The sequence below is a fragment of the Lactococcus protaetiae genome (genome assembly GCF_006965445.1).
Classification (GTDB): domain Bacteria; phylum Bacillota; class Bacilli; order Lactobacillales; family Streptococcaceae; genus Lactococcus; species Lactococcus protaetiae.
This window is the reverse complement of the sequence record NZ_CP041356.1, coordinates 1227552-1250113: the sequence shown is the minus strand read 5'-3', so window position 1 is coordinate 1250113 and position 22562 is coordinate 1227552. Positions and strand designations below refer to the sequence as shown.

14 protein-coding genes and 4 pseudogenes are annotated in these 22562 nt (G+C 38.5%); 2 read left to right on the top strand and 16 right to left on the bottom strand.

The features are described from left to right. Positions 1-361 precede the first annotated feature (361 nt). Positions 362-796: a divergent PAP2 family protein gene (locus tag FLP15_RS06230; RefSeq protein WP_142767449.1), complete on the top strand. Its 435-nt coding sequence runs from the start codon at positions 362-364 to the stop codon at positions 794-796. A gap of 211 nt (positions 797-1007) precedes the next feature. On the opposite strand, the gene rnmV is transcribed toward FLP15_RS06230, so the two are convergent. From rnmV to FLP15_RS06190, 8 genes are all read right to left on the bottom strand, one after another. Next, positions 1008-1583, bottom strand: a complete 576-nt coding sequence (gene rnmV, locus FLP15_RS06225; protein WP_142766402.1) for a ribonuclease M5 — start codon at positions 1581-1583, stop codon at positions 1008-1010. Positions 1584-1593: 10 nt separating this feature from the next. Beyond that, positions 1594-2127 (bottom strand): P-loop NTPase family protein, encoded by a 534-nt coding sequence (locus FLP15_RS06220; RefSeq protein WP_142766401.1) that lies wholly within the window; start codon positions 2125-2127, stop codon positions 1594-1596. 11 nt (positions 2128-2138) lie between these two features. After that, positions 2139-2570: a VOC family protein gene (locus tag FLP15_RS06215; RefSeq protein ID WP_190288363.1), complete on the bottom strand. Its 432-nt coding sequence runs from the start codon at positions 2568-2570 to the stop codon at positions 2139-2141. A 1-nt stretch (position 2571) separates the two neighbouring features. Beyond that, a complete protein-coding gene (locus FLP15_RS06210; RefSeq protein ID WP_142766399.1) occupies positions 2572-3069 on the bottom strand; it encodes a helix-turn-helix domain-containing protein in 498 nt (165 codons plus the stop codon). A 709-nt stretch (positions 3070-3778) separates the two neighbouring features. Further along, positions 3779-4417, bottom strand: a complete 639-nt coding sequence (locus FLP15_RS06205; protein WP_142766398.1) for an FMN-dependent NADH-azoreductase — start codon at positions 4415-4417, stop codon at positions 3779-3781. Positions 4418-4657: 240 nt separating this feature from the next. Beyond that, positions 4658-5425, bottom strand: coding sequence for a TatD family hydrolase (locus tag FLP15_RS06200; protein ID WP_142767448.1), 768 nt, complete (start codon positions 5423-5425; stop codon positions 4658-4660). A 229-nt stretch (positions 5426-5654) separates the two neighbouring features. Further along, positions 5655-6053, bottom strand: coding sequence for a transcriptional regulator Spx (gene spx / locus FLP15_RS06195; protein ID WP_120771115.1), 399 nt, complete (start codon positions 6051-6053; stop codon positions 5655-5657). A gap of 340 nt (positions 6054-6393) precedes the next feature. Further along, positions 6394-6924, bottom strand: a complete 531-nt coding sequence (locus FLP15_RS06190; RefSeq protein ID WP_190288362.1) for a hypothetical protein — start codon at positions 6922-6924, stop codon at positions 6394-6396. A 595-nt stretch (positions 6925-7519) separates the two neighbouring features. On the opposite strand from FLP15_RS06190, the gene FLP15_RS06185 reads away from it, so the two are divergent. Further along, the gene (locus FLP15_RS06185; RefSeq protein ID WP_120771114.1) at positions 7520-8119 is read left to right on the top strand and encodes an ATP-dependent Clp protease proteolytic subunit; all 600 of its coding nucleotides are present in this window, start codon (positions 7520-7522) and stop codon (positions 8117-8119) included. A 58-nt stretch (positions 8120-8177) separates the two neighbouring features. Here FLP15_RS06185 and icd read toward each other — a convergent pair. The 8 genes and pseudogenes from icd to coaE all read right to left on the bottom strand — a co-directional run bounded on the left by icd (position 8178) and on the right by coaE (position 22466). After that, positions 8178-9441 (bottom strand): annotated as a pseudogene (gene icd, locus FLP15_RS06180) (NADP-dependent isocitrate dehydrogenase). Positions 9442-9478: 37 nt separating this feature from the next. Next, positions 9479-12024, bottom strand: a pseudogene (gene acnA, locus FLP15_RS06175) (aconitate hydratase AcnA). Continuing rightward, positions 12021-13349 carry a citrate/2-methylcitrate synthase gene (locus tag FLP15_RS06170; RefSeq protein WP_142766397.1) on the bottom strand — a complete coding sequence of 443 codons (1329 nt, stop codon included), beginning with the start codon at positions 13347-13349 and terminating at the stop codon, positions 12021-12023. Before FLP15_RS06170 ends, acnA begins: the two are co-directional and overlap by 4 nt. Before the next feature lie 134 nt (positions 13350-13483). Further along, a pseudogene (locus tag FLP15_RS06165) lies at positions 13484-16893 on the bottom strand (pyruvate carboxylase). A 570-nt stretch (positions 16894-17463) separates the two neighbouring features. Next, positions 17464-18702 carry an FtsW/RodA/SpoVE family cell cycle protein gene (locus FLP15_RS06160; protein ID WP_142766396.1) on the bottom strand — a complete coding sequence of 413 codons (1239 nt, stop codon included), beginning with the start codon at positions 18700-18702 and terminating at the stop codon, positions 17464-17466. A gap of 1097 nt (positions 18703-19799) precedes the next feature. Next, the gene (gene rpmG / locus FLP15_RS06155) at positions 19800-19946 is read right to left on the bottom strand and encodes a 50S ribosomal protein L33 (protein ID WP_120771110.1); all 147 of its coding nucleotides are present in this window, start codon (positions 19944-19946) and stop codon (positions 19800-19802) included. Next, positions 19943-21168, bottom strand: a pseudogene (locus FLP15_RS06150) (multidrug efflux MFS transporter). Before FLP15_RS06150 ends, rpmG begins: the two are co-directional and overlap by 4 nt. 680 nt (positions 21169-21848) lie before the next feature. Next, positions 21849-22466, bottom strand: coding sequence for a dephospho-CoA kinase (gene coaE, locus FLP15_RS06145; protein WP_142767446.1), 618 nt, complete (start codon positions 22464-22466; stop codon positions 21849-21851). Between the last annotated feature and the right edge of the window lie 96 nt (positions 22467-22562).

Sequence of the window (22562 nt, the reverse complement as noted above, 5' to 3'; positions counted from 1 at the left end):
ACTTATATGAAGTCAAGACTTATTCAGTGGGAGTTTCAACTCGCCACTGAATTTAAGGTACAACCTCACATCTTCGATATGAGGTCACCTTGTCCAAGAAGCCTAGGCGCTAAAAGCGCCAACGCCCTATGGCAGTCGGACGAAATTCAAAGATTGCCATTCCGACTAGGTGCTTCTGCACCGTAGCGAGGATGGACAGCGTAGCGCAGCGGAGATAGTGCTGCTTTATCTCCGACCTAAGAGGTCGGAGTATTGCGATTGCGACTAGCCACTTTAGTGGCGTAGCGAGCATCGACAGCGTAGCCGTAAGGCGGAGATAGCACGCACTTGTTTTGATAAAAAGAAATTCATGGAGAAACTGATGCAATTTTTCACGCAAATCGCAGAGAATCACATTTTATGGACAGCAATCGCGAGTTGGGCTTTGGCTCAAATCATAAAAATTTTGATTGACTTAATTCGTTTTCATAAGTTAGATTGGCAGCTTCTTTTTGCAACTGGCGGAATGCCTAGCTCTCATAGTAGCCTAGTTACTGCTTTAGCGACATCTGTCGGATTGGACTACGGCTTTAACTCTGCACTCTTTGCGATTGCAACAGTTTTCGCTTTTGTCGTCATGTATGATGCTCAAGGAATCCGCAGGCAAGCCGGTCACCAAGCTCATTTCATCAATATAATTTTGGAAAATCTCGGTGTCACTATTGACAAGAACTTAAAAGAATTACTTGGACACACTCCTATTCAAGTTGGAGGTGGTGCTATTTTAGGTATTATTGTTGCCCTGATTTTGAAGTGATTACATCATTTGGTGGGAGAATTGTGATTGTGACTAGCCACTTTATAGAATAGCCGTTTGCGCTAAAGCAGCAACGGATATGCTAATTGTTACACCTAGTGACGTAGCGAGCATCGACAGCCTTTTTATCGCGTAACCCAAGGGACGAGATAGCACGTACTTGCTAAGTTAAATTAAAAAATACTGTGAAAAATATCTTTCACAGTATTTTTTATTTGGCAATTTCGTCAAATCCGTTCATCACTTTTTCTACTTCTTCAAAGCTAATGCCAAACATATTCAAACGTTTAAGCAATTGCTTACCATTAGCATAGCCAATCCGTAGTTGTTCACAAAGAAATTCACGCCGACGACGGCTAGCAACACCCATCACCAAGCCAAATTTCATCAAATCCATTTGCGTCAGTGCTGACAGATTTTCTGTCAGTAAATTTTTACCGCCTAACACTCCTGTCAGCGCCTTTTGAAGATCGTCAAACTTGGCATGTTCGACACCAAGCGAACCTTTTCCTTTAGGACGCGCTTCGGCACGATTTAAAAAAGCGTGTTCTGCAGTTGGAATCGCCTGCATGATTATTTTACGAATTCTCTCTCCCTGAAAATCTGGGTCGGTAAAGACAACAATTCCTCGTTTTTCGTGCAGTTTTTTGAGACGTTCAATATCTTTTTCATCAATCGAACTTCCGCCCGTTTCATACGTATCACAATCAAAATATCGTTTAAGATTTGCTGTATCATCACGTCCTTCAACGACGATGACCTTATTTATTCTTTGTTTTTCAATCACATTTTTCACTTCATTTTATCTTTTGAATTTTTTGCAACGTATTCAAATATTTTGCCTTGTCTTTTCGATTTTTCAAAATAACCACTTTATCCCATGCATCAAATTTTGTCAAATTTTCTTCAATTTGTGGAAACTCTGTTTTAGGAAAATTCCAAACAAATTTTAAAAATTCGAGATATTCCTTATCCCATTTTTCAACAAATTCTGAAGCCATATCAAGACGTTTTTGACCCAGACATCGAACTTTTATCGAGCGCTTAATAACACGCATCAAAGTCGTCAGCCTAGGCACTTTTAACCAGATGATAACATCGGCAAAAGGAATCCGCTCATCTAGAGTAGAACCATAGTTTCCATCAATAATCCAACACTCATGAGTTGCAATAAACTCTCGTGTCGTTTGGCGCAAAACTTCACGCTGATGATGCTCTGCGGCGTGAAAAACTCTATCCAAATGTAAGACTGAACTTTCTGTCAGTACTGACAGTTCCCTTGTCAGTGTGGATTTTCCGCTACCCGAACTTCCAATAAGTATAATTTTCATTTTGCTCGCTTCTATTCTGCAAAAATCTCACTCAAATTTCCCTCTGGATCAGCGAAATAAAAGGCACGTTGTCCCCACGGATAAGTGACCGGTTCCGAAATTATTTTGATGCCCGCCAATTTAAATGCTGCAAATTTTTCATCGACTTCAGCATGAGAACCAACCAAAAATGCTTGTTCCATTCTCATATTTAAATCAAGTTCATCTGTTTCCTTCCCCAATAACTCCTCAATGAATTTCCGATGAGAAAGCATCAAGCGAAAACCTGTCACTTTATCAAATAAGTCTGCGTGGTCAGGGTTCCCATCCCATTCTGTTGTAAAACCAAGATTTTCACAGTAAAAAGGAACCATCACTGTCAAGTCCTTGACAAAAAGTCCATACGTATCTAATTTCATCTTTTCTCCAATCCTATCAAACTCATCATCTGTTGAACTTTTCATCTCATAACATCTCATTCAACAAGTCATCTACTGCATTAACATCCGTCAAAAACCCTAAAATCACTCGCTTTTCATTTTCCGTATACTTCAAAAAAATTTGTTCATTGAAAATCTCATCAATTTTCTCATGCATTTTATCATGAACAGCAGCGACTTTTCGCCCCTTATCTGTCAATTGATAAAAAATTTTCTTTTTATCCACATCAAGCTGATAAACTTTAACAAAATGATATGCTGTCAAATTGCCAGCAGCTCGCGTAATCGCTCCACGTGTAACCTCCAAACGACTCGCCAACTCAACGCCAGTCAAATCTTTTTCTTTCAAGCTAGACAAGATATGAAGTGCCACAACCGATAAGCTTGTCACTTCCTTTGTCAACTCTTCATCACCTAATTGCCGCAAAATCCATTGTGATTCAAGCGTTCGATTTCCTTTCTGACTGCGCAAATCATGCAAAGCCTGACCGATTGCTTTATCCACTTCTTTTCCATTTCTCATTGTTTCATTATAACAAGATGTGAGGCTGATTGTCCAGAACTCATGAAAATTGCCTTTTGCTCTTGTTGCTTTAGCAGCTAAGCAAACGGACAAATGTCCTGTGGTCATGCGAAGCTAGGAGCTGAAGGCATTGGCTGTAAGCCACTAAAGTGACAAGAATATAAGCAACGCCAAATGGCAATCAAACGGACAGCGGAGTGCTAGAAGCACGGAGATAGAAAAGTTTCGGAAAGATGCGAAATTTCTTGGAGAAATTTATCCTCTTCTACTCATTTTGATAGTACGAGCTTAATTATATACTAAGAGGAACACCATCAAAAAACATGGAGAGATAAATATATTGTTGCTCGTAAAGCAAGAGTATCTTCTATCTTTTTTCTCTACAATTCCAGCACCACGAATTCAATTGTAGCAAAAAATGGTGTGCTTATAGTACCCACACCATTTTATTTGCTTCAAGATTTTAACTTAGCAAGTGCGTGCTATCCCCGCCCTTTGGGCTACGCGATAAAAAGGCTGTCGATGCTCGCTACGCCACTAGGTGAAATCGACAGCGCAGCAAAGCGAAGATAGAGCAAATGGATAACGAAGTGAAACAGAGGTGTGACCTCATAGCTTTGATGTTAAGCAGACTGTTGCAACTTTAGCTGCGTACAGGTCGCTTAGTTGTTACACCCAGAGGTTGTGTCCCACCAATGAAGTAATCACTTCAAAAGTTTTTTCCTAATTCCTGTGCTTCGTCGAATGCTTTTTTCTTCAATTCTTCGGCACGTTCTGGATAATGAGCATATCCCTCAACAAAGAGTTGTTCACGTGCTTCAATCCCAATCATTTTCATGGTTTGTTCAATATATGCCGCCCCCAAATCCTCTGCCATATGCGATGCATCTTCTTCATTATGGTATAAACCTCCGGCTGACTGGATATGCAAGCTCTTTTTCCCTTTCAAAAGACCAACAGGACCATTTTCTGTATAACGAAAAAGTTTGCGTGGTACAGCAATCACATCAATGTATTGTTTCAGCTCCGCTGTTGTGAAGCCATTATACATCGGATTGACAAAGACATACTTATCAGCAGCTATAAATTCATCAACATAAGCATTATGACGCGCTAAAAGTGATTGGTCTGCCTCAGTCAAAGTATCTGGAGCATATTTGTTCCGTTTCCAAGCGGCAAAAGTGTCATTGTCAAGCGCCGGCACTTTTTCGTCAAATAAATCACGAATAATGATGTGTTCATCAGGATGTGCCGCTTTATAACTCTTGATAAATTCATCAAAAGTTGCTAAAGACCAGCTAAAATCATCCGTGTGAGGGTGGGCCAAAATTGCTAGTAAAGTACTCATTTTTTAAATCTTCTTTCGATTAAGATGTACGGTGCGTCTATTTTCATCAACTCTAATTGCGCTTTATGCTTGATACAATACGTCAAGGTTGTAGTTAAGAAAAGCTCCGTACTCATTTCGTCAAGATAGCGTTCATTCTACAAAAAAATGGATTTACATTGAATTTTCCAAATTTGAGAAGAATCAACTTTTTGTTGACAAGCAACATTATACACCGTTTTTAGTTGCTTGTCAACAAAATTATAATTTAAAAATCTTTAAAGCATTTTGGGTTGTTATGCGTGCGACCTCTTCAGCCGAAATTCCGCGTAATTCTGCGATTTTATCAATGACATACCGTGTGTAGCCAGGTGTATTTTCTCTACCTCGATAAGGAACAGGTGTCAAATATGGTGCATCTGTTTCTACCAAAATTTTGTCAAGAGGCAAAAACTGTGCCGCTTCTTGTTCTGCAACAGCTTTTTTAAAAGTGACAACTCCTGAAAAGGAAATCATCATCCCAAGTTCAACAAAACGTTTTGCTTCTTCATAGGTTCCCGAAAAAGAATGCATGATTGCCCCTGAACTGCCCACACCTTCATCCTTGATGATTGCATAAGTATCGTCAAGCGCATCTCTTGTATGCACTTGAAATGGAACATTTGCGCACTTCGCAATCTGAATCTGCTGTCTAAACACGCGCTCCTGCTCTTCTTTTGGACGCACCATCCAATGATAATCTAAACCAATCTCGCCAAGTGCAATGACTTTCTCTTTTGCAAGTTCCTCAAGCAAATATTGCTCTGCATCAGCGTCAAACTCTGCTGCGTCATCAGGGTGCCAGCCAATTGTGGCATAGCACGCAGCAAATTTTTCTGCTAGCAAAACGGCTTTTTTATTCAACTTATAGTTACTTCCAACGTTGTTGATTCTTGTCACACCAAGTTGCTCAGCTTTTTTTAGCTCATCTGGTATCCGTCCATCAAACTCCTCAGAGTTGAGATGTGTATGTGTATCAAAAATTTCCATGTCTCCATTATAGCTCATTTGCCTCTCCTTTTCAGATCTTTTTTCTAGAAAGTTTAAGTATAAAAACTCAAATATTCTGGTTATCAAACCTTATAAATATCAAGTGATATAAAAAATTTACTGACAGAAATTTTGTCAGTAAATCACTTACTTACGGTCAGTATCTTTTATAAATGACAAAAAAAAGACGCAATTAACGTCTCGAAAAATTCCTTTTTTAAATAAATAATTAGATTGCGCTACGCAAACGTGCACCGCCATTTTCTAAAATGCGCACCGTACGTGGTAGGAAAGCTCGAATTTCTTCTTCATTGTAGCCAACGTGCAAACGTTTTTCATCCATGATGATTGGACGACGCATAATTTGTGGATTCTCTGAAATGATTTTAATCGCTGCTGACAGTGATAAATCTTCAAAATCAACACCCAAAGTCTTCACAAAACGGTTTCGGCTTGAAATCAATCCTTCCACACCATCATCACATTTTTCCAAAATACGACTGATTTCATCAACTGATAATGGGTCAGCAATGAGATTTCGCTCGTTGAATGGAATTTGGTGATATGAAAGCCAATTTTTAGCTTTTTTACAGCTTGTACAAGAGGGGGCTGTATAGATTGTAATCATCGTCTCTCCTTCGTGTATATTTATTTAACTAATAATATTAAACATCAATGATTGTTCAATTATAACACATTTGAAGGGTTAAAAAAAGACCTTTTTCAAAGTTTTTTCATAAAAATTCACTATATTTTACTGACAAAAAAACTGTCAGCACTTTCCTAGAATTTCAGCATGAGGATACTTTAAAATTCTAGGAAATCATGACTCCATATCTCTGATATAAGAGTACATTGTGACAGTATTTTAATCAAAATTTTAGACATTTTCCATCTAATGATTACATAATATTTTACTAACAGGGCTTACTTTTATGCAAACAAAAAGTAAGTTGTGAATCACAGCATCAGATATTATAGTGCTGCTTCTTCAGCATTGCAGGATAAACATTTTTTGCTTTTTGCAATTCCCGCTTTTTCGCTTCAATATCATCAGTAATTTCGACAGAAAAATTTTCAAAAATTGTGCGCGATTCTTTAAAAATGTAACCTCCATTTTTTAAATCTTGCTCATCATCAAAAACAGCCAAATGGTGTGATAATTTTTTAAAGAAAGTGTTCAAAAAATAAGTCGGAATGTATAAATTATACATTGATGTATAATTTTTCAAAAAGTTATAATCATAAAAAGGAACTTTAACATCACTTTGAGGATTAATCAATTCCTTGTCATCGCCTGTAATCGGGCGATTAAGAATCTCAATCACTTTTTGATTTAACGTATTTCTGACTTCAATTTCACGAAGCAATTTTTCAATCGTTAATCGTTTTTTATAACGATTTTCATCATAGATTTTATAAATATAAATGCCCGCAATCAAAAGCCAAGCACCGATAAACATTCCAAAAATCATGGCAATAACAAGTTCAGTATTCATAAATTTAATTATAACAAATTTGAAAGCGTTCTGAAAGTTTAAACTCTTTACTGACAAAAATTCTGTCAGTACTACGATTCGACTTGCGACTTCAGTCGTTTAGCGAGAATTGATATTCGAGCACCAAAGGTGCGAAGATGGCAGAAAATTTTTTATCAAAGCAAGTGCGTGCTATCTCCGCCCTTTCGGGCTCCGCTGTCGATGCTCGCTACGGTGCTAAAGCACCTAGTCGCAATCGCAATACTCCGACCTCTTAGGTCGGAAATAAAGCAGCACTATCTCCGCTTCGCTCCGCTGTCCATTCGCTCTAAATCGCTAAAGCGATAAGGCGAAATGGCAATCTTTGAATTTCGTCCGACTAAACTCAGTGGTGAGGCGAAACTCCCACTGAATAAGTCTTGACTTCATTCAAAAAAAACTATTTTCTTTGACCTTTTTTGACCAATGAGTTATAATAAAGAAAAATATTAATAGAGTTTACTCTCTTTGAAATCATAAAAATCTAAAGTAAGATCTCCGCAAAGTCCGAGAAAAACTAGTATCCTCATGATTTTAAGAGAGTTAAACTCATATCTTACAAAAGGAGATTCAATTTATGGGTTATTTAGTACCTACTGTTATTGAACAATCTAGTCGTGGCGAACGCGCTTATGATATCTACTCAAGACTTCTGAAAGACCGTATCATTATGCTGACAGGTCCTGTTGAAGATGGAATGGCAAACAGTATTATTGCACAGCTCCTCTTTCTTGATGCACAGGATAATACAAAAGACATTTATCTTTATGTTAACAGTCCCGGTGGCTCTGTATCAGCTGGTCTTGCTATTGTTGATACAATGAACTTCATTAAATCTGATGTTCAAACCATCGTCATGGGTATGGCTGCTTCAATGGGGACAATCATTGCATCAAGTGGTACAAAAGGCAAACGCTTCATGTTACCAAATGCAGAATATTTGATTCACCAACCAATGGGTGGTGCAGGCCAAGGCACTCAACAAACAGATATTCAAATTATTGCCGATAGCATCAAAAAAACACGTGACCGCCTAGAACGTATTCTCTCTGAAAACTCAGGAAAACCTATTGAGCAAATTCATAAAGATACAGAACGTGACCACTGGATGGATGCCAAAGAAACTTTAGACTATGGTTTCATTGATGAAATTATGGAAAATAATTCACTCAAATGAAGTCAAGACTAAATTCAAGGCTTAGCACGCACTTGCTTTGATAAAATTAAAACTTCTGTCAGTAAACTGACAGAAGTTTTTTATACTCAGTATTCCCAATGAAGTCAATTAATTGATCAGCAAATTCCGTCGTCGAAAGTTCTCCTCCCAAGTCCGAAGTAACTGCCCCAGATTGAAAAACCTTTGAAAGTGCTAACTTTATCAAATCCGCAACTTCTTGCCAACCGATATATTCAAACATCATTACCCCTGATAAAATCAGACTTGATGGATTTGCTTTATTTAACCCTGCAATATCAGGGGCAGTTCCATGCGTTGCTTCAAAAATGGCGTATCCTGTTTTATAGTTAATATTGGCACCAGGAGCAATCCCAATTCCTCCAACTTGAGCAGCAAGCGCATCAGAGATATAATCTCCATTCAAGTTAAGTGTCGCAATAACATCAAAATTTTGAGGATTAAGAATAATCTGTTGGAGAAAATTATCAGCAATCACATCATCAACATAAATTTTGCCCTCTTTAAGAGCAGTGGACTTTTCTTTTTCAGCGTTTTGAACTCCCTGCTCTTTTTTTATTTTATCATATTCCAGTTTTGTAAAAGTTGGATATTCGGAAGCAACTTCATAAGCCCATTTTCTAAATCCTCCCTCTGTAAACTTCATGATATTTCCTTTATGCACAATTGTCACGCGCTTTTTACCATGTTGTAAGGCATAGTCAAAGGCAGAGCGTACCAAGCGTTTTGTCCCGTCAGGGCTGACTGGTTTTACACCAATCGCTGATGTCTGTGGAAAACGAATTCCCCGAACCCCTAATATTTCTGACAAAAACGAAATCAACTTTTCTGCTTCTGATGTGTCAGATGCAAACTCGATTCCTGCGTAAATATCCTCTGTATTCTCGCGAAAAATTGTCATATTAACTTTTTCTGGTTCCTTCACAGGAGCAATAATTCCAGAAAAATATTCAACAGGACGCACACAAGCATACAAATCTAGCTTCTGCCGTAAAGTCACATTTATTGAGCGAAAACTTTCTCCCACAGGGGTCATCAAAGGCCTTTGATGGCAATCAGATTTTTTGAAATCTGTTCAAGCGTTTTCTCAGGAAGATACTCTCCAGTCAACTCAAATGCTTCACCCCCGCCAGTAATTTCTGCCAATCAATTTTTTTCTCTCCAACAAAAACTTTTTCCACAGCTGCATCAAACACTCGTCTTGCCTCTGGAAAAATATCCTCACCAACTCCATCTCCTCTAATATAACCAATCGTTGGTATATTAGGGACAGACAGCTTACCATTTTTTACTTCAATTTTCATTTTCTCACCCAATTAAGACTTCTTTCAATACTTATCATCACTTTTTACGAATAACATAGGGCATAATCCCATCATGTGCATAATAATCTGAATCAACTTGAGAATCAAAACGTAACACTACTTCAAAAGTTTTATCATCAGCATGGACTGTAATTCGTTCATGAATTTTAGGATGTTTAGGCAATTCAATACTATACACTTCATCCCCTGTCAAACCAAGACTTTCTGCATTTTCATTTTCTAGATACTGAAGAGGTAACACTCCCATCATTACAAGATTACTTCGATGAATACGCTCAAAGCTTTCTGCAATAATCGCTTTGACACCAAGTAATTTCGTTCCTTTTGCTGCCCAGTCACGACTAGAACCCATACCGTAATCTTTTCCTGCAAGTACAATTAGTCCTGTACCTTCTTCTTTGTACTTTTGCGCTACATCGTACATTGATAGGATTTCACCATCAAACTTAGAGTAACCCCTTCAACACCATCGACAAGCTGGTTTTTAATACGAATATTGGCAAAAGTACCACGTGTCATAACTTTATCATTGCCTCGTCTTGATCCAAAACTGTTGAAATCCTTATAAGCCAAGCCCGCGGATGTCAAATAGGTTCCTGCAGATGATTTTAGAGGAATATTTCCCGCCGGGCTAATGTGGTCAGTCGTGATAGAATCACCAAATTTTGCTAACACGTGAAGTCCCGAAAGTTGAGAAAAAGAAGGAAGCTCTGCCGTTAAGTGAGTAAAATAGGGCGGATTAGAAATATAAGTCGAATCTTCTTTCCAATCATAAACTTCACTCTTATTCGTTTCAATCTCATTCCACGCTTCATTTTCATCAAATATTTTAGCATAACTCTCTGCATATAACTCTCGAGTAACATATTTATTCACTAATGCTTCGACTTCTTCTGATGTTGGTAAGATGTCTCTCAAATAGACTTTTTCACCATTCTCGGTAATCCCAAGTGCTGTTTCCGTCAGATTTCTCCTTACAGAACCTGCTAATGCATAAGCTACCACTAAAGGTGGACTAGCTAAATAATTTGCTTTCACAAGTGGATGAATACGTCCCTCAAAGTTTCGATTTCCGCTTAGGACACTTGCTACGATTAAATCATCAGTAGTCACCCTTGTTTCCATTTCAGTCAAAAGAGGACCAGAATTACCGATACACGTCGTACACCCATAACCGACTACATTAAAACCAAGGTCTTCTAGATAAGGAAGAAGTCCAGCCTTTTCGAGATAAGAGGTCACAACTTTAGACCCAGGTGCTAATGACGTTTTTACCCAACTTGGAACTTTTAACCCCTTTTCTACCGCATTTTTAGCAAGTAGTCCTGCCATCATCATCACATGAGGATTACTCGTGTTAGTACAACTTGTAATCGCTGCAACTGCAACTTTCCCATCCTCTTCTTTTAGTGGTCTCTGTTTTTCAGCAAAAGTTTCAAAATTCGTCAATAAATCTGCTAATTCGAGCATATCTTGTGGGCGTGACGGACCAGATAAACGTGTTGCAATCTTACTTAAATCTACATCAATGACTTTGCTATATTGTGGCTCATAAGAATTATCATAAAAAAGTTTATTTGCTTTTGTATAATGTTCCACTCTTGAGACCACTTCATCAGAGCGATTGGTCGCGTGCAAATATTTCAGCGTTTCATCATCAATCGGGAAATAACCGCAGGTTGCCCCATATTCAGGTGCCATATTTGCAATAGTCGCACGGTCTGCCAGACTGAGATTTTCTAAACCAGTACCAAAAAACTCAACAAATTTTCCAACAACTTTTTCATCACGCAGTATTTTCGTGATTGTCAGTGCTAAATCGGTTGCTGTTGCAAATATGCCAAGTTTTCCACTCAATCGGACACCAACGACTTCTGGAGTTGTTAAGGAACTTGGTTCACCTAGCATCACTGCCTCTGCTTCAATGCCACCAACACCCCAACCTAATACTCCTAACCCATTAATCATCGTTGTATGACTATCTGTACCAAAGACACTATCAGGATAGAGTAAGCCATTTTTTTCACAGACAACTTCACTCAAATATTCGATATTAACCTGATGAATAATCCCTGTTGCTGGTGGTACAACACGAAAATTATCAAACGATTGTTCCGCCCATTTTAAAAACTCATAGCGTTCATGATTTCGCTCAAACTCTCTCTTTGAGTTTAGCAACAGCGCACGTTCATTTCCTTGCACATCAACCTGTACTGAGTGGTCAATGACCAAATCTACTGGAATCTCAGGATTAATTAATTTAGGGTTTTTACCCAATTTAACCATTGCATCACGCATAGCTGCAAGGTCAACAATGGCTGGTACGCCTGTAAAGTCTTGTAGAACGACACGACTAGGTAAGAAAACAGTTTCCTTTCCTGTATCACCTTTTAAGTAATCTAATACTGCCTGGATATGCTCTTGTGTGATACTTGTATCATTTTTTTGACGTAAGAGGCTTTCCAACAATAACCTCAAACTATAAGGAAGTTTGTCAATTCCTTCAATTTCAGAGATATCATAATATTGATAAATTTTATCAGAGATTGTTAAGTCTTTCATCTGTCCTCCAACTTTACATAATTTTTTGATTCTAATATACTCTCATACGCTGGACGAATAATTTTATTCATATTGATTAATTCTTCGATTCTATGCGTCAACCATCCTACAACGCGAGCAACAGCAAATAATGGTGTGAATAGTTCCTGTGGAATTCCCAATATTTTATATACAAACCCAGAATAGAAATCAATATTGGGAGAGATTGTTTTGTAAGTTTTACGATGGTCTGAGATAACTTTTGGAGCAAGTCTTGCAACTTTTTCGTAGAGTTCAAATTCTTCTTCCATCCCTTTTTCTTTTACCAAACTGGCCACATAACTTTTAAACACTTCAAAACGTGGGTCACTAATTGTATAGATGGCATGGCCAATTCCATAAATTAGTCCTTGATGGTCAAAAACCTCTTTATTCAAGATTTTGTATAAATAGTCTTCAATCTCTGCTTCATCATGATAGTCTGAAATATTTTGTTTGATATTTTCTAACATTTTTGCCGCTTTGATATTGGCTCCACCATGTTTTGGTCCTTTCAAACTTGACAATGCCGCAGCGATTGTAGCATAAGTGTCCGTCCCACTCGAAGTCACAACATGAGTTGTAAAAGTAGAGTTGTTTCCTCCACCATGCTCCATATGAAGAATAAGAGCAATATCCAATACTTTTGCTTCAGTATCAGTATACTGACAGTCAGGACGCAACATACGCAAAATATTTTCAGCAGTACTCAAGGTTAAATCTGGATAGTGAATGTAAAGACTTTCTTCTTTGCGATAGTGACTGTAGGCCTGAAAAGTATAAATCGCAAGCAAGGGAAAATTCGCAATCAAATTGAGCGATTGCTCTAAAACATTTTCAATTGAAATATCCTCTGCTTTTTCATCATAACTAGCAAGAGCAAGTAAACAACGACTCATAGAATTCATTACATCACTTGATGGATTTGTCAAAATCGTTTCACGTACAAAAAATTCAGGAAGTATCCTTTTATGTGCTAAAATATCTTGAAATTCCTTCAAATCACCTGCTGTTGGTAATTCTCCAAACAGCAGAAGATAGGTAACTTCCTCAAATCCAAATCGCCCTTCTTTACGAAGATCATCAACAATATCTTTGATATTGTAAGCGCGATATTCTAAGATTCCTGGAATTTGTTTTCCGTCCTCATCAAAAGAATGAATCGCCGAAATATTCGTTAATCCTGCTAATACTCCTTTTCCTTCAAGATCTCGTAGTCCCTTTTTGACATTGTACTCCTTGTAAAATTCACTGGGAATTTGTGAATTTTTAATCATCTTTTCTTGGTGTTTGTTTAATAAATTCATAAATACCTCCATCTATTTAATTATTATACACTATTTATTAAGAAAATTATATATTTTCTGAAAATTAAATAACCGTATTTTTTGGAAACACCAAAAAAACCTGTCAGCATACTGACAGGTTTTCAAAAGCACTATTAATCAATTTCAATAAGTAAATCTTGGGTTTGGATTGCTTCTCCTTTGAGAACATGGATGTCTACAATTTCGCCATCAAAAGGTGCTTCAATCGTCGTTTCCATTTTCATCGCTTCAGTGACCATCAGCGCTTGACCTTTTTTAACTTTATCACCCGATTTGACTAAAACTTCAAGAACTGAACCTGGCATTGTTGCACCGATTTGGTGAGGATTTCCAGTTTCAGCTTTACGTTTCGCAACAACCTGTGTCTGAACAGATTGGTCATTGACTACAACTTCTCGGCGTTGTCCGTTTAAGTTAAAGAACAAGACACGATTTCCTGCAAGATCTGGCTCTCCAATCTCGTCAAGACGAATACTCAATGTTTTTCCTTTTTCGATTTGAACTTCTATTTTTTCATTAAGCCGCATACCGTGAAGGAATGTCGGTGTATCAAGAAGAGTCACAGCACCAAACTCATTTTGCATTTTTTGATACTCAAGAAAGACTTGAGGATACATCAAATAGCTGATAATTTCATGATCTGCAGGTGTATAACCAATTTTTTCAGCTAATTCTTTGCTGACAGCCTCCAAATCAACTTTGTCAGCGTGCAAGCCTGGTCTGTCAGTAATGACAGACTTATCTTTAACAATAATTTTTTGTAATTTCTCAGGGAATCCTCCCTCTGGTTGTCCAAGATCCCCTCGGAAGAATGAAACAACTGATTCAGGGAAATTCAAACTACTTCCTTTTTCGTAGACATCCTGCTCTGTCAATTCATTTTGCACCATAAATAACGCCATATCGCCAACAACTTTTGAGCTTGGTGTCACTTTGATAATATCACCAAACATCATATTGACTGTATGATACATTTGTTTAATCTCATCAAACTTATGCCCTAATCCTACGGCAGCAGCTTGAGATTTCAAGTTAGTGTACTGTCCTCCTGGCATTTCATGCATATAAACCTCTGTTTGAGGACTTGTGATTCCTGCTTCAAATGGTGCATAATATTTACGCACATCTTCCCAATAATGGTCAATTTGTTCAGCATTTTTCACATTAATTGCCGCATGACGTGGTCCATGTTCAAGCGCATAATAAATAGATTGCATGGATGGCTGTGATGTACCTCCAGCAAGACTTGCCGTTGCCACATCAATAATATCAACACCCGCTTGAGTTGCTCCAGAGTATGTAATAATCCCGTTTCCTGACGTATCATGTGTATGTAAATGAATCGGCAAATCCACAGTATCTTTAAGCTCAGAAATGAGGCGATAGGCAGCTTGAGGTTTTAGTACGCCAGCCATATCTTTGATTGCAAGCAAATGTGCCCCTGTTGCTTCCATTTCTTTTGCCAAATCTTTATAATATTTGAGATTATATTTTGGTCGTAGCGGATCTAAAATATCTCCTGTGTAACAAATCGTTGCTTCTGCAATTTTCCCTGCATCACGAACAGCTTGGATAGATTTCTCCATTTGTGGTAACCAGTTAAGTGAATCAAATATACGGAAAACATCAATTCCTTCACGCGCTGCAACACGAATAAATTCTTCAATGACATTATCAGGATAATTTTGATAACCCACTGCATTTGAGCCGCGGAAAAGCATTTGGAACATGGTATTTGGCATAAGTTTACGAAGTTTACGCAAACGATACCACGGACTTTCATTGAGGAAGCGGTAAGCAACATCAAATGTCGCTCCTCCCCACATCTCCGCTGAGAAAAGTTCAGGAAGACCTTGGTCTACCGCTTCTGCAATTCCCTTCATATCTTGCAAACGCAGACGTGTTGCAAGAAGCGACTGATGAGCATCGCGAAAAGTTGTATCGGTCAACAATACTTCTTTTGTATTTTTAACAAAATCAACGACAGCATCCGCGCCTTGATCATCCAAAATATTTTTTGCTGTTCTCTTTTTCTCAATGACTAATTGAGGCTGACGTGGCTCATCATAATGGCGCTTGTCTGTTTTTTCAATACCAGGAAAACCATTTACTGTAATCGTTGAAAGATAATGTAAGGTCTTTGTCCCCCGATTACGTAGGCGAGGGAAAATGAACAAACTTGGAGTGTTATCAATAAAAGTTGTTGTTGCCTGACCACTTCTGAAATTCTCATTATCAATGACATTGATTAAGAAAGGAATGTTTGTTTTTACTCCACGAATACGAAACTCATGTAATACACGCTCCATCTTCCGAACAGTATCTTTGAAATCTTTTGAGAAAGTACAAACCTTGACTAACAAACTATCAAAATGAGGGTAACCTCATAACCAGCATAAGCATTACCATCCAAACGAACCCCATAACCTGCTGGTGAACGATAAGTATCAATCTTACCCGTATCAGGTAAGAAGTTATTTTCAGGATTTTCTGTTGTGATACGACACTGAATCGCAGAGCCTAAAAGAGGAATCTCATCTTGGGCTGGAATTCCAATTTCTTCGTGCAGAGACTTACCTTGAGCAATCAAGATTTGAGCTTGAACAATATCAACTCCTGTCACAAGTTCTGTAATTGTATGTTCCACTTGAACACGCGGATTAACCTCGATAAAGTAAAATTGATTATCTTTAACAAGAAATTCAACGGTTCCGGCATTCACATAACCCACATTTTTACAAAGTTTAACCGCAGCTTCACATATTTCTTTACGAAAATCTTCTGGCAAGCCCACTGCTGGTGCAATTTCAATGACTTTTTGATTACGACGTTGCACAGAGCAATCTCTCTCATAGAGATGTACAATATTTCCGTGGCTATCACCTAAGATTTGAACTTCAATATGCTTTGGATTTTCAATGTATTTTTCAACATAGATTTCGCCTGAACCAAACGCACCAATAGCCTCAGACTTTGCTCTGGCATATCCATCACGCATTTCATCGTCGTTACGAGCCACCCGCATTCCACGACCTCCACCGCCAAGTGCAGCTTTGATCATCACAGGATAGCCATACTCTTTGGAAAAAGCAAGAGCACCATCAATATCAACCGCACCATGCGTTCCTGGAATTCCCGGAACTTTTGCTTCATCTGCCGCCGTTTTAGCCTTAATTTTGTCGCCAAAAATATCCAAATGATGAAGTTCTGGACCAACGAAAACAAGACCTGCAGCGCGGACTTTTGTCGCAAACTCAAGGTTTTCAGACAACAAACCATAACCTGGATGGATAGCATCTGCCCCACAATCAAGAGCAACACGAATAATGTCATCTATATCAAGATAAGCATCAATTGGTTTTTTCCCTTGACCGATAATGTAAGATTCGTCTGCTTTGAAACGATGCACTGAATATTCGTCTTCTTTTGCATAAACAGCAACTGTTGATAAACCAAGCTCATTACAAGCTCGGAAAACACGAATAGCAATTTCGCCACGATTGGCAACTAGCAATTTTTTCATACAATCTCCATTTGTTAAGGTTATTCAGAAACTCGCTTTACTTTTGTAGACGAACTAAACCTATATTATGGTTAAAGCTACAACAGCCTACTTGACATCTACAAGATGAAACAACACTTCCGCTTCGCTACGTTATCCATTTTCTCGATTTCAGCTTTGCTAGGCTACCGATTTCACTATCTAAGCAGCTTCGTTACTCCGCTATCCGTTTGCTCAAGAGCTAAAGGAAAAGTGGCAAGCTCAAATCGCAAACGACTAGATAGATGGAACAATTAGCACATCTGTTGCTGCTTTAGCTCAAACGGCTACCCTATAAAGTCGCAAGACAAAAATGGTAAGAAGTCTAATCGTTAAAGCGACTTAACTTCATGGTAACTTTGCGTTCATTTACCTGACGAATACGCCAAGTGCCAAAGTGTAATTTGGAGAAAAGCAGAGTTTCTAAACACGACTAATATTAATTTGGCAATTTTCTGTCAAATTTTTTTATTTTTTAACTCTGTCAGTACTGACGAAAACATAGAGTTTTCTATCAGTACTGACAGAGTTATTTTTTTTACATTTTTGATATTAAATATCCGCAGAGCTGTATTGATTCGAAAGTTCGGAAACTTCTTGTCGTTTTTCATCTGCTGAAATATTAAGCGCAAAAGCGATTCCTAATGATAAAACAAGGAACGATGAACCTCCCTGAGATAAAAATGGGAAAGTTACACCTGTTTCTGGAATTAATCCAACTGCCCCACCAACGTTAACAAATACTTGGATAAGCAACATGGAACTCACTCCAATTGCCATTAAAGCATTAAAGGAACTTCGTGCACGAATACCTACTAGAAGGATACGGATAATCAGGAAAAATAGGATACTTAACACAATAATGCCACCTATTACTCCTAATTCTTCCACAACAATCGGGAAGATAAAGTCTGTATGTGCTTCCGGGAGATAACCATTTTTCTCAATAGAATTTCCCAACCCACGTCCAAGCCAGCCTCCATTGACAATTGCATAGTAGGAATTTGCTAACTGATGTCCCGAATTTGCCAAGTCCGTAAACGGATTAACGAAGGCTTCAAAACGGGCATTGATGTAAGAAATTTTTAAAAATGATGGAATAATATTTCCACCTGTCACAAAGAGCATTCCAAGAAAGGCTATCGCAACAGTGAGGACAATTTTTCCATAACCATTAAACCACCGCCACGAAATCCCACTTGCTCCAACCATAATAAGAGCCAGAGCTGCGAGAATTATGGCATTACCCATATCTGGCATGATTAAATCCAGTGCAAGCAAAATCACAACTGGAAGACGCCAACCTCCAAAAAGTTTTTGGAAGAGTCCTTTTCCTTTAAAAACCTCTTGAATATCTTTTCTTTGTATAGCCTCTTGCTTTTCAGAGAATACTGAAGCAAGATACCAGATGACAAATACTTTAGCGTATTCCGCAGGTTGAATTGTTCCAACTCCTGGAATAGGAATCCATCCATGCGCACCATTAGCAGTTGTTCCAGGGCCTATTCGAGCATAAATCATTGCCAAAATCAGCATTACCATAATAAACCCTAGCATTCTTTGACTCTTGAGTGCTTTTAATTTCATTCGGTAAATGACTGCAATTGCTACAAAACTCAGCATCATGAATGCTGCCTGTGTGATAACTAGCCTGTAAGGAGAAAGTCCACGTGCCAATTGGTAAGGTACCGTCGCCGAGAAAACCATGACAATCCCTATGGCAGATAACATCAAATAAGGGATTAAGATGGAGTAATTCAAAAAGTTTGTTTTTTTCAGTCCGTCTCTCATTTTTTATTTCATCTCATTTATATACTATAATTTGGTTTGAAGTGATTACTTCACTGGTGGAGGATTCTTTCTCTCCCACTGATGTTAGTAGAACGAAAGCAAAGCTTAGTGTTGCTTATCCCTACACCTAAAAGAGGTGGGGATTTGGCAGATACTTGCTTGGTTAAAAATACTCTATAATCGTTATGCCACAGCTATTAAATATTCATATAATCGCTGAGGTCTTTGATATTTATTAACTTATGGATTTACTTACTCCGCTACCACTTTTACTCCAAAGTGATCACTTCACTAGTAATGGCTAGTTCGGATAATTTTTATCAAAACAAGTGCGTGCTTTGAATTTCGTCCGACTGCCCTAGGGCATTAGTGCTTTGCGACTCGACTTGTGGCTTTAGCCACTTAGCGAGAGTGGACAGCGCAGCGAAGCGGAGATAGCACTTAGGCTTCTGGGATAGGGTGACCTCATATCGAAGATGTGAGGTTGTGCCCTAAATTCAGTGGTGAGTTACCCTTTTATCAGTCGCTTTGCCTTTTGCTCTTGCAGGCTTTGCCTGCTAAGCAAACGGACAGCGTAGCGCAGCGAAGATAGCGACTAAATGGACAAATGTTTTACGAAACTCCCACTGAATAAGCCTTGACTTCATACTTCTGTTCATTTTAATCAATAAGATTACAAATAGTGCTTCAATTTATCTTATTCATTATATCATTTTTTGCACATATTTTTTGAAAAATGACCATGATTTCTTCAATTTTGAAATTCTTTTCTTCTATTTCCGTATATTTATTTTTTTGATTACTGACAATATAAAAAAACACTGACAAAAAACTGTCAGTGATTTTATCGAAGTAAGTGCATGCTAACGCCCCTACCTCTTAGGCAGGGGATGAAGCAGCACTAACTTTGAATTTCGTCCGACTGCCCTAGGGCGTTAGTGCTTTAGCACTTAGGCTTCTGGGACAGGGTGACCTCATATCGAAGATGTGAGGTTGTGCCCTAAATTCAGTGGCGAGTTGCCCTTTTACCAGTCGCTTTAGCGACTAGAGAAAATAGACAAATGTTCTACGAAACTCCCACTGAATAAGTCTTGACTTCATTCCTCCCGATGCAGAGTGACAATACGTTCTTTTGGACAAAATTTCATTGTCTCAACTTTCTCTGGGTGAGTTGCCTTATTTTTACTACTAATATAATTTTTATTGCCACAAGAGGTGCAGCGAAGTGTAATTTTTATCCTCATTCCATGATGCTCCGTTTATGTAAATATTTCCGGAAATTGATGAATGACCAGACGATATTGACGACAACAAAAAGACTTGTTCCAACGATTGCTGCACGGTAACTAATATATCCCGCAATTGCTGAACCAACTAAAGGACCTGTCACCATTCCAAGATTTGAACACATTTGCGCATAAGCAAAAATACGACTCACCCCTTCTTTAGGCGTAATCTTAGAGAGTAGCGAATTGACAGAAGGCATCAATGCACCTGTACCAAAACCAAGTAAAAATCTCAAAATCCCCAACTGCAATGGACTATTAACCATTGACATTGGCAAATAAATCACAAATGTAAAGACTAAGCCAATCAAAATCAGACGGTGCGAACCGTACTTATCTCCGATACGTCCCAAAAAGCTTGAAGATAGCATTGCGGACAGACCTACTGCAGATACAATCAAACCTGAAATAAACATTAAGTTTGTCGTATTTGTTGTCAAAGTTTTGATGTAGAGTGTCACAAAAGGCTCAATAGATTGAGAAGTAATCTGGATAATAAATGTTGTAACGAGTAAACCGAACAGTATTTGTTTATTGCTTACACGCGCGATAATTTCTTTACTAGAAAGCATTTTTCCTTTAGGAATCGGCTCAAAATTCTCATGGACAAAAAAGATTGTAAGTAACGTCGCTAAAGCCAACAAAACCCCAACAATTAAAAATACATTTGCCATTCCAAACCATTGTGCCATCAAACCACCCAATGATGGACCGATTAAAGTTCCGGAAACCATCGCTGTTGCCAGAGTACCAAGCGCATATCCTGATTTTTCCTTTGGTGCTTGCGAGGCAATCATTGCTGTCGAATTTGGGATATATCCTGAGAAAAATCCCATTAATAAACGCAGAGCAAGTAAAGCCCAGACACCTCCAAAATGGTCAACAAAGGCAATTCCACTCATACAAATTGTCATTGCAATTGATGCCCGAACCATCATCGGCTTACGCCCATGTTCATCAGCCAAACGCCCCAAACAGGTGCGACAAGCCCTGATGCCAAAGCCGTCAATGAAAAGGCCAAACCAGAATAAAGTTCAACATTCCCACCTCTAACGCCAAGACCTTGAATGTATAAAGGTAGAAATGGCATCACAAGTGAAAATGACGAACCGACGATAAAACAACCAATCCACGTAATAAATAAATTTCTTTTCCAATTAACAGTTTTCGTTAAACTCACCTCAATCTTTTTTAATTCAATAATAACCACTGACCGAAAGAAAAAGCGAAATATACTGGTCTCGCATTTATAGCATAGTTAGCTCCCCATACTCTGACATCAATCCCTTGAGTGACCGCTAACTTTTTTCACTCTTTATCAAAACAAGTGCGTGCTATCTCCACCTTACGGCTACGCTGTCGATGCTCGCTACGCCACTAGATGTAACAACTAGCATATCCGTAAGCGCTGAAGCGCAAACGGCTATCCTATAAAGTGGCTAATCGCAATACTCCGACCTCTTAGGTCGGAGATAAAGCAGCACTACCTCCGCTGTCCATTTGCTCTAAATCGCTAAAGCGATAAGACGAAATGGCAATCTTTGAATTTCGTCCGACTGCCCTAGGGCGTTAGTGCTTTGCGACTCGACTTGTGGCTTTAGCCACTTAGCGAGAGTGGACAGCGGAGATAGCACTTAGGCTTCTGGGACAGGGTGACCTCATATCGAAGATGTGAGATTGTGCCCTAAATTCAGTGGTGAGTTGCCCTTTTATCAGTCGCTTTGCCTTTTGCTCTTGCTGCTTTAGCAGCTAAGCAAACGGACAGCGTAGCGCAGCGAAGATAGCGACTAGAGAAAATGGACAAATGTTTTACGAAACTCCCACTGAATAAGTCTTGACTTCATTGCAAGACATTATGACTTACTTTTCAGAGTAATCAGTAGGACACAACTCTTCAAGAGCTTGCTGCACTTGACTTTGTAGTTGCTCAATTGTTCCACTATTATCAAAAACTCTGTCAGCAAATCTCTGCTTTTCTGTCATTGACATTTGTGTCGAAATGCGGTTTCTTGCTTCTTCTTCTGACAAATGATTGCGCGCCATCAAACGCTTTAACTGTACGCTTTCAGGTACTACAACGAGCCAAATTTCATCAAATCCAATATAATTATATTCAATCAATAACGGGATATCCATGAAAATAACCGAATGCTCTGTCAGTGCTGACAGAAGCTCATCTCGCTTATGGTACAGCTCCTCACGAATAATTTTATCCTGAAGTGCTGACAATTTTTCACGCTGAACTCTGTCAGTAAAAATTAAACGTCCTAATTTTTCACGATTCAACTGACGATTTTCATCAAAAAATTCAACACCAAATTCCGTCAAAATGGCCTGATAAAGTTTTCCATCAGGCTTTTGTAATTCACGGACAACTTTATCAGCATCAATGACTTGAAAACCTCGAGAAACCAAAAAATCAACCACCGTTGATTTTCCACTCGCAATTCCACCAGTCAATCCAATTACTTTTTTCATCATCTTATTTTAGCATAAAATTTCTATTTTCGAAACTAAAACTCATAGTTTATTAGCTATTTTTATTAATATTTCTCTTTTCACTACAACTCAAAC

Coding starts and splice junctions, on each gene's coding strand:
- FLP15_RS06230 (WP_142767449.1), top strand. CDS start 362: ATGCAATTTTTCACGCAAATCGCAGAGAATCACATTTTATGGACAGCA.
- FLP15_RS06220 (WP_142766401.1), bottom strand. CDS start 2,127: ATGAAAATTATACTTATTGGAAGTTCGGGTAGCGGAAAATCCACACTG.
- FLP15_RS06215 (WP_190288363.1), bottom strand. CDS start 2,570: ATGAAAAGTTCAACAGATGATGAGTTTGATAGGATTGGAGAAAAGATG.
- FLP15_RS06210 (WP_142766399.1), bottom strand. CDS start 3,069: ATGAGAAATGGAAAAGAAGTGGATAAAGCAATCGGTCAGGCTTTGCAT.
- FLP15_RS06205 (WP_142766398.1), bottom strand. CDS start 4,417: ATGAGTACTTTACTAGCAATTTTGGCCCACCCTCACACGGATGATTTT.
- FLP15_RS06200 (WP_142767448.1), bottom strand. CDS start 5,425: ATGGAAATTTTTGATACACATACACATCTCAACTCTGAGGAGTTTGAT.
- spx (WP_120771115.1), bottom strand. CDS start 6,053: ATGATTACAATCTATACAGCCCCCTCTTGTACAAGCTGTAAAAAAGCT.
- FLP15_RS06190 (WP_190288362.1), bottom strand. CDS start 6,924: ATGAATACTGAACTTGTTATTGCCATGATTTTTGGAATGTTTATCGGT.
- FLP15_RS06185 (WP_120771114.1), top strand. CDS start 7,520: ATGGGTTATTTAGTACCTACTGTTATTGAACAATCTAGTCGTGGCGAA.
- FLP15_RS06170 (WP_142766397.1), bottom strand. CDS start 13,349: ATGAATTTATTAAACAAACACCAAGAAAAGATGATTAAAAATTCACAA.
- FLP15_RS06160 (WP_142766396.1), bottom strand. CDS start 18,702: ATGAGAGACGGACTGAAAAAAACAAACTTTTTGAATTACTCCATCTTA.
- rpmG (WP_120771110.1), bottom strand. CDS start 19,946: ATGAGGATAAAAATTACACTTCGCTGCACCTCTTGTGGCAATAAAAAT.
- coaE (WP_142767446.1), bottom strand. CDS start 22,466: ATGAAAAAAGTAATTGGATTGACTGGTGGAATTGCGAGTGGAAAATCA.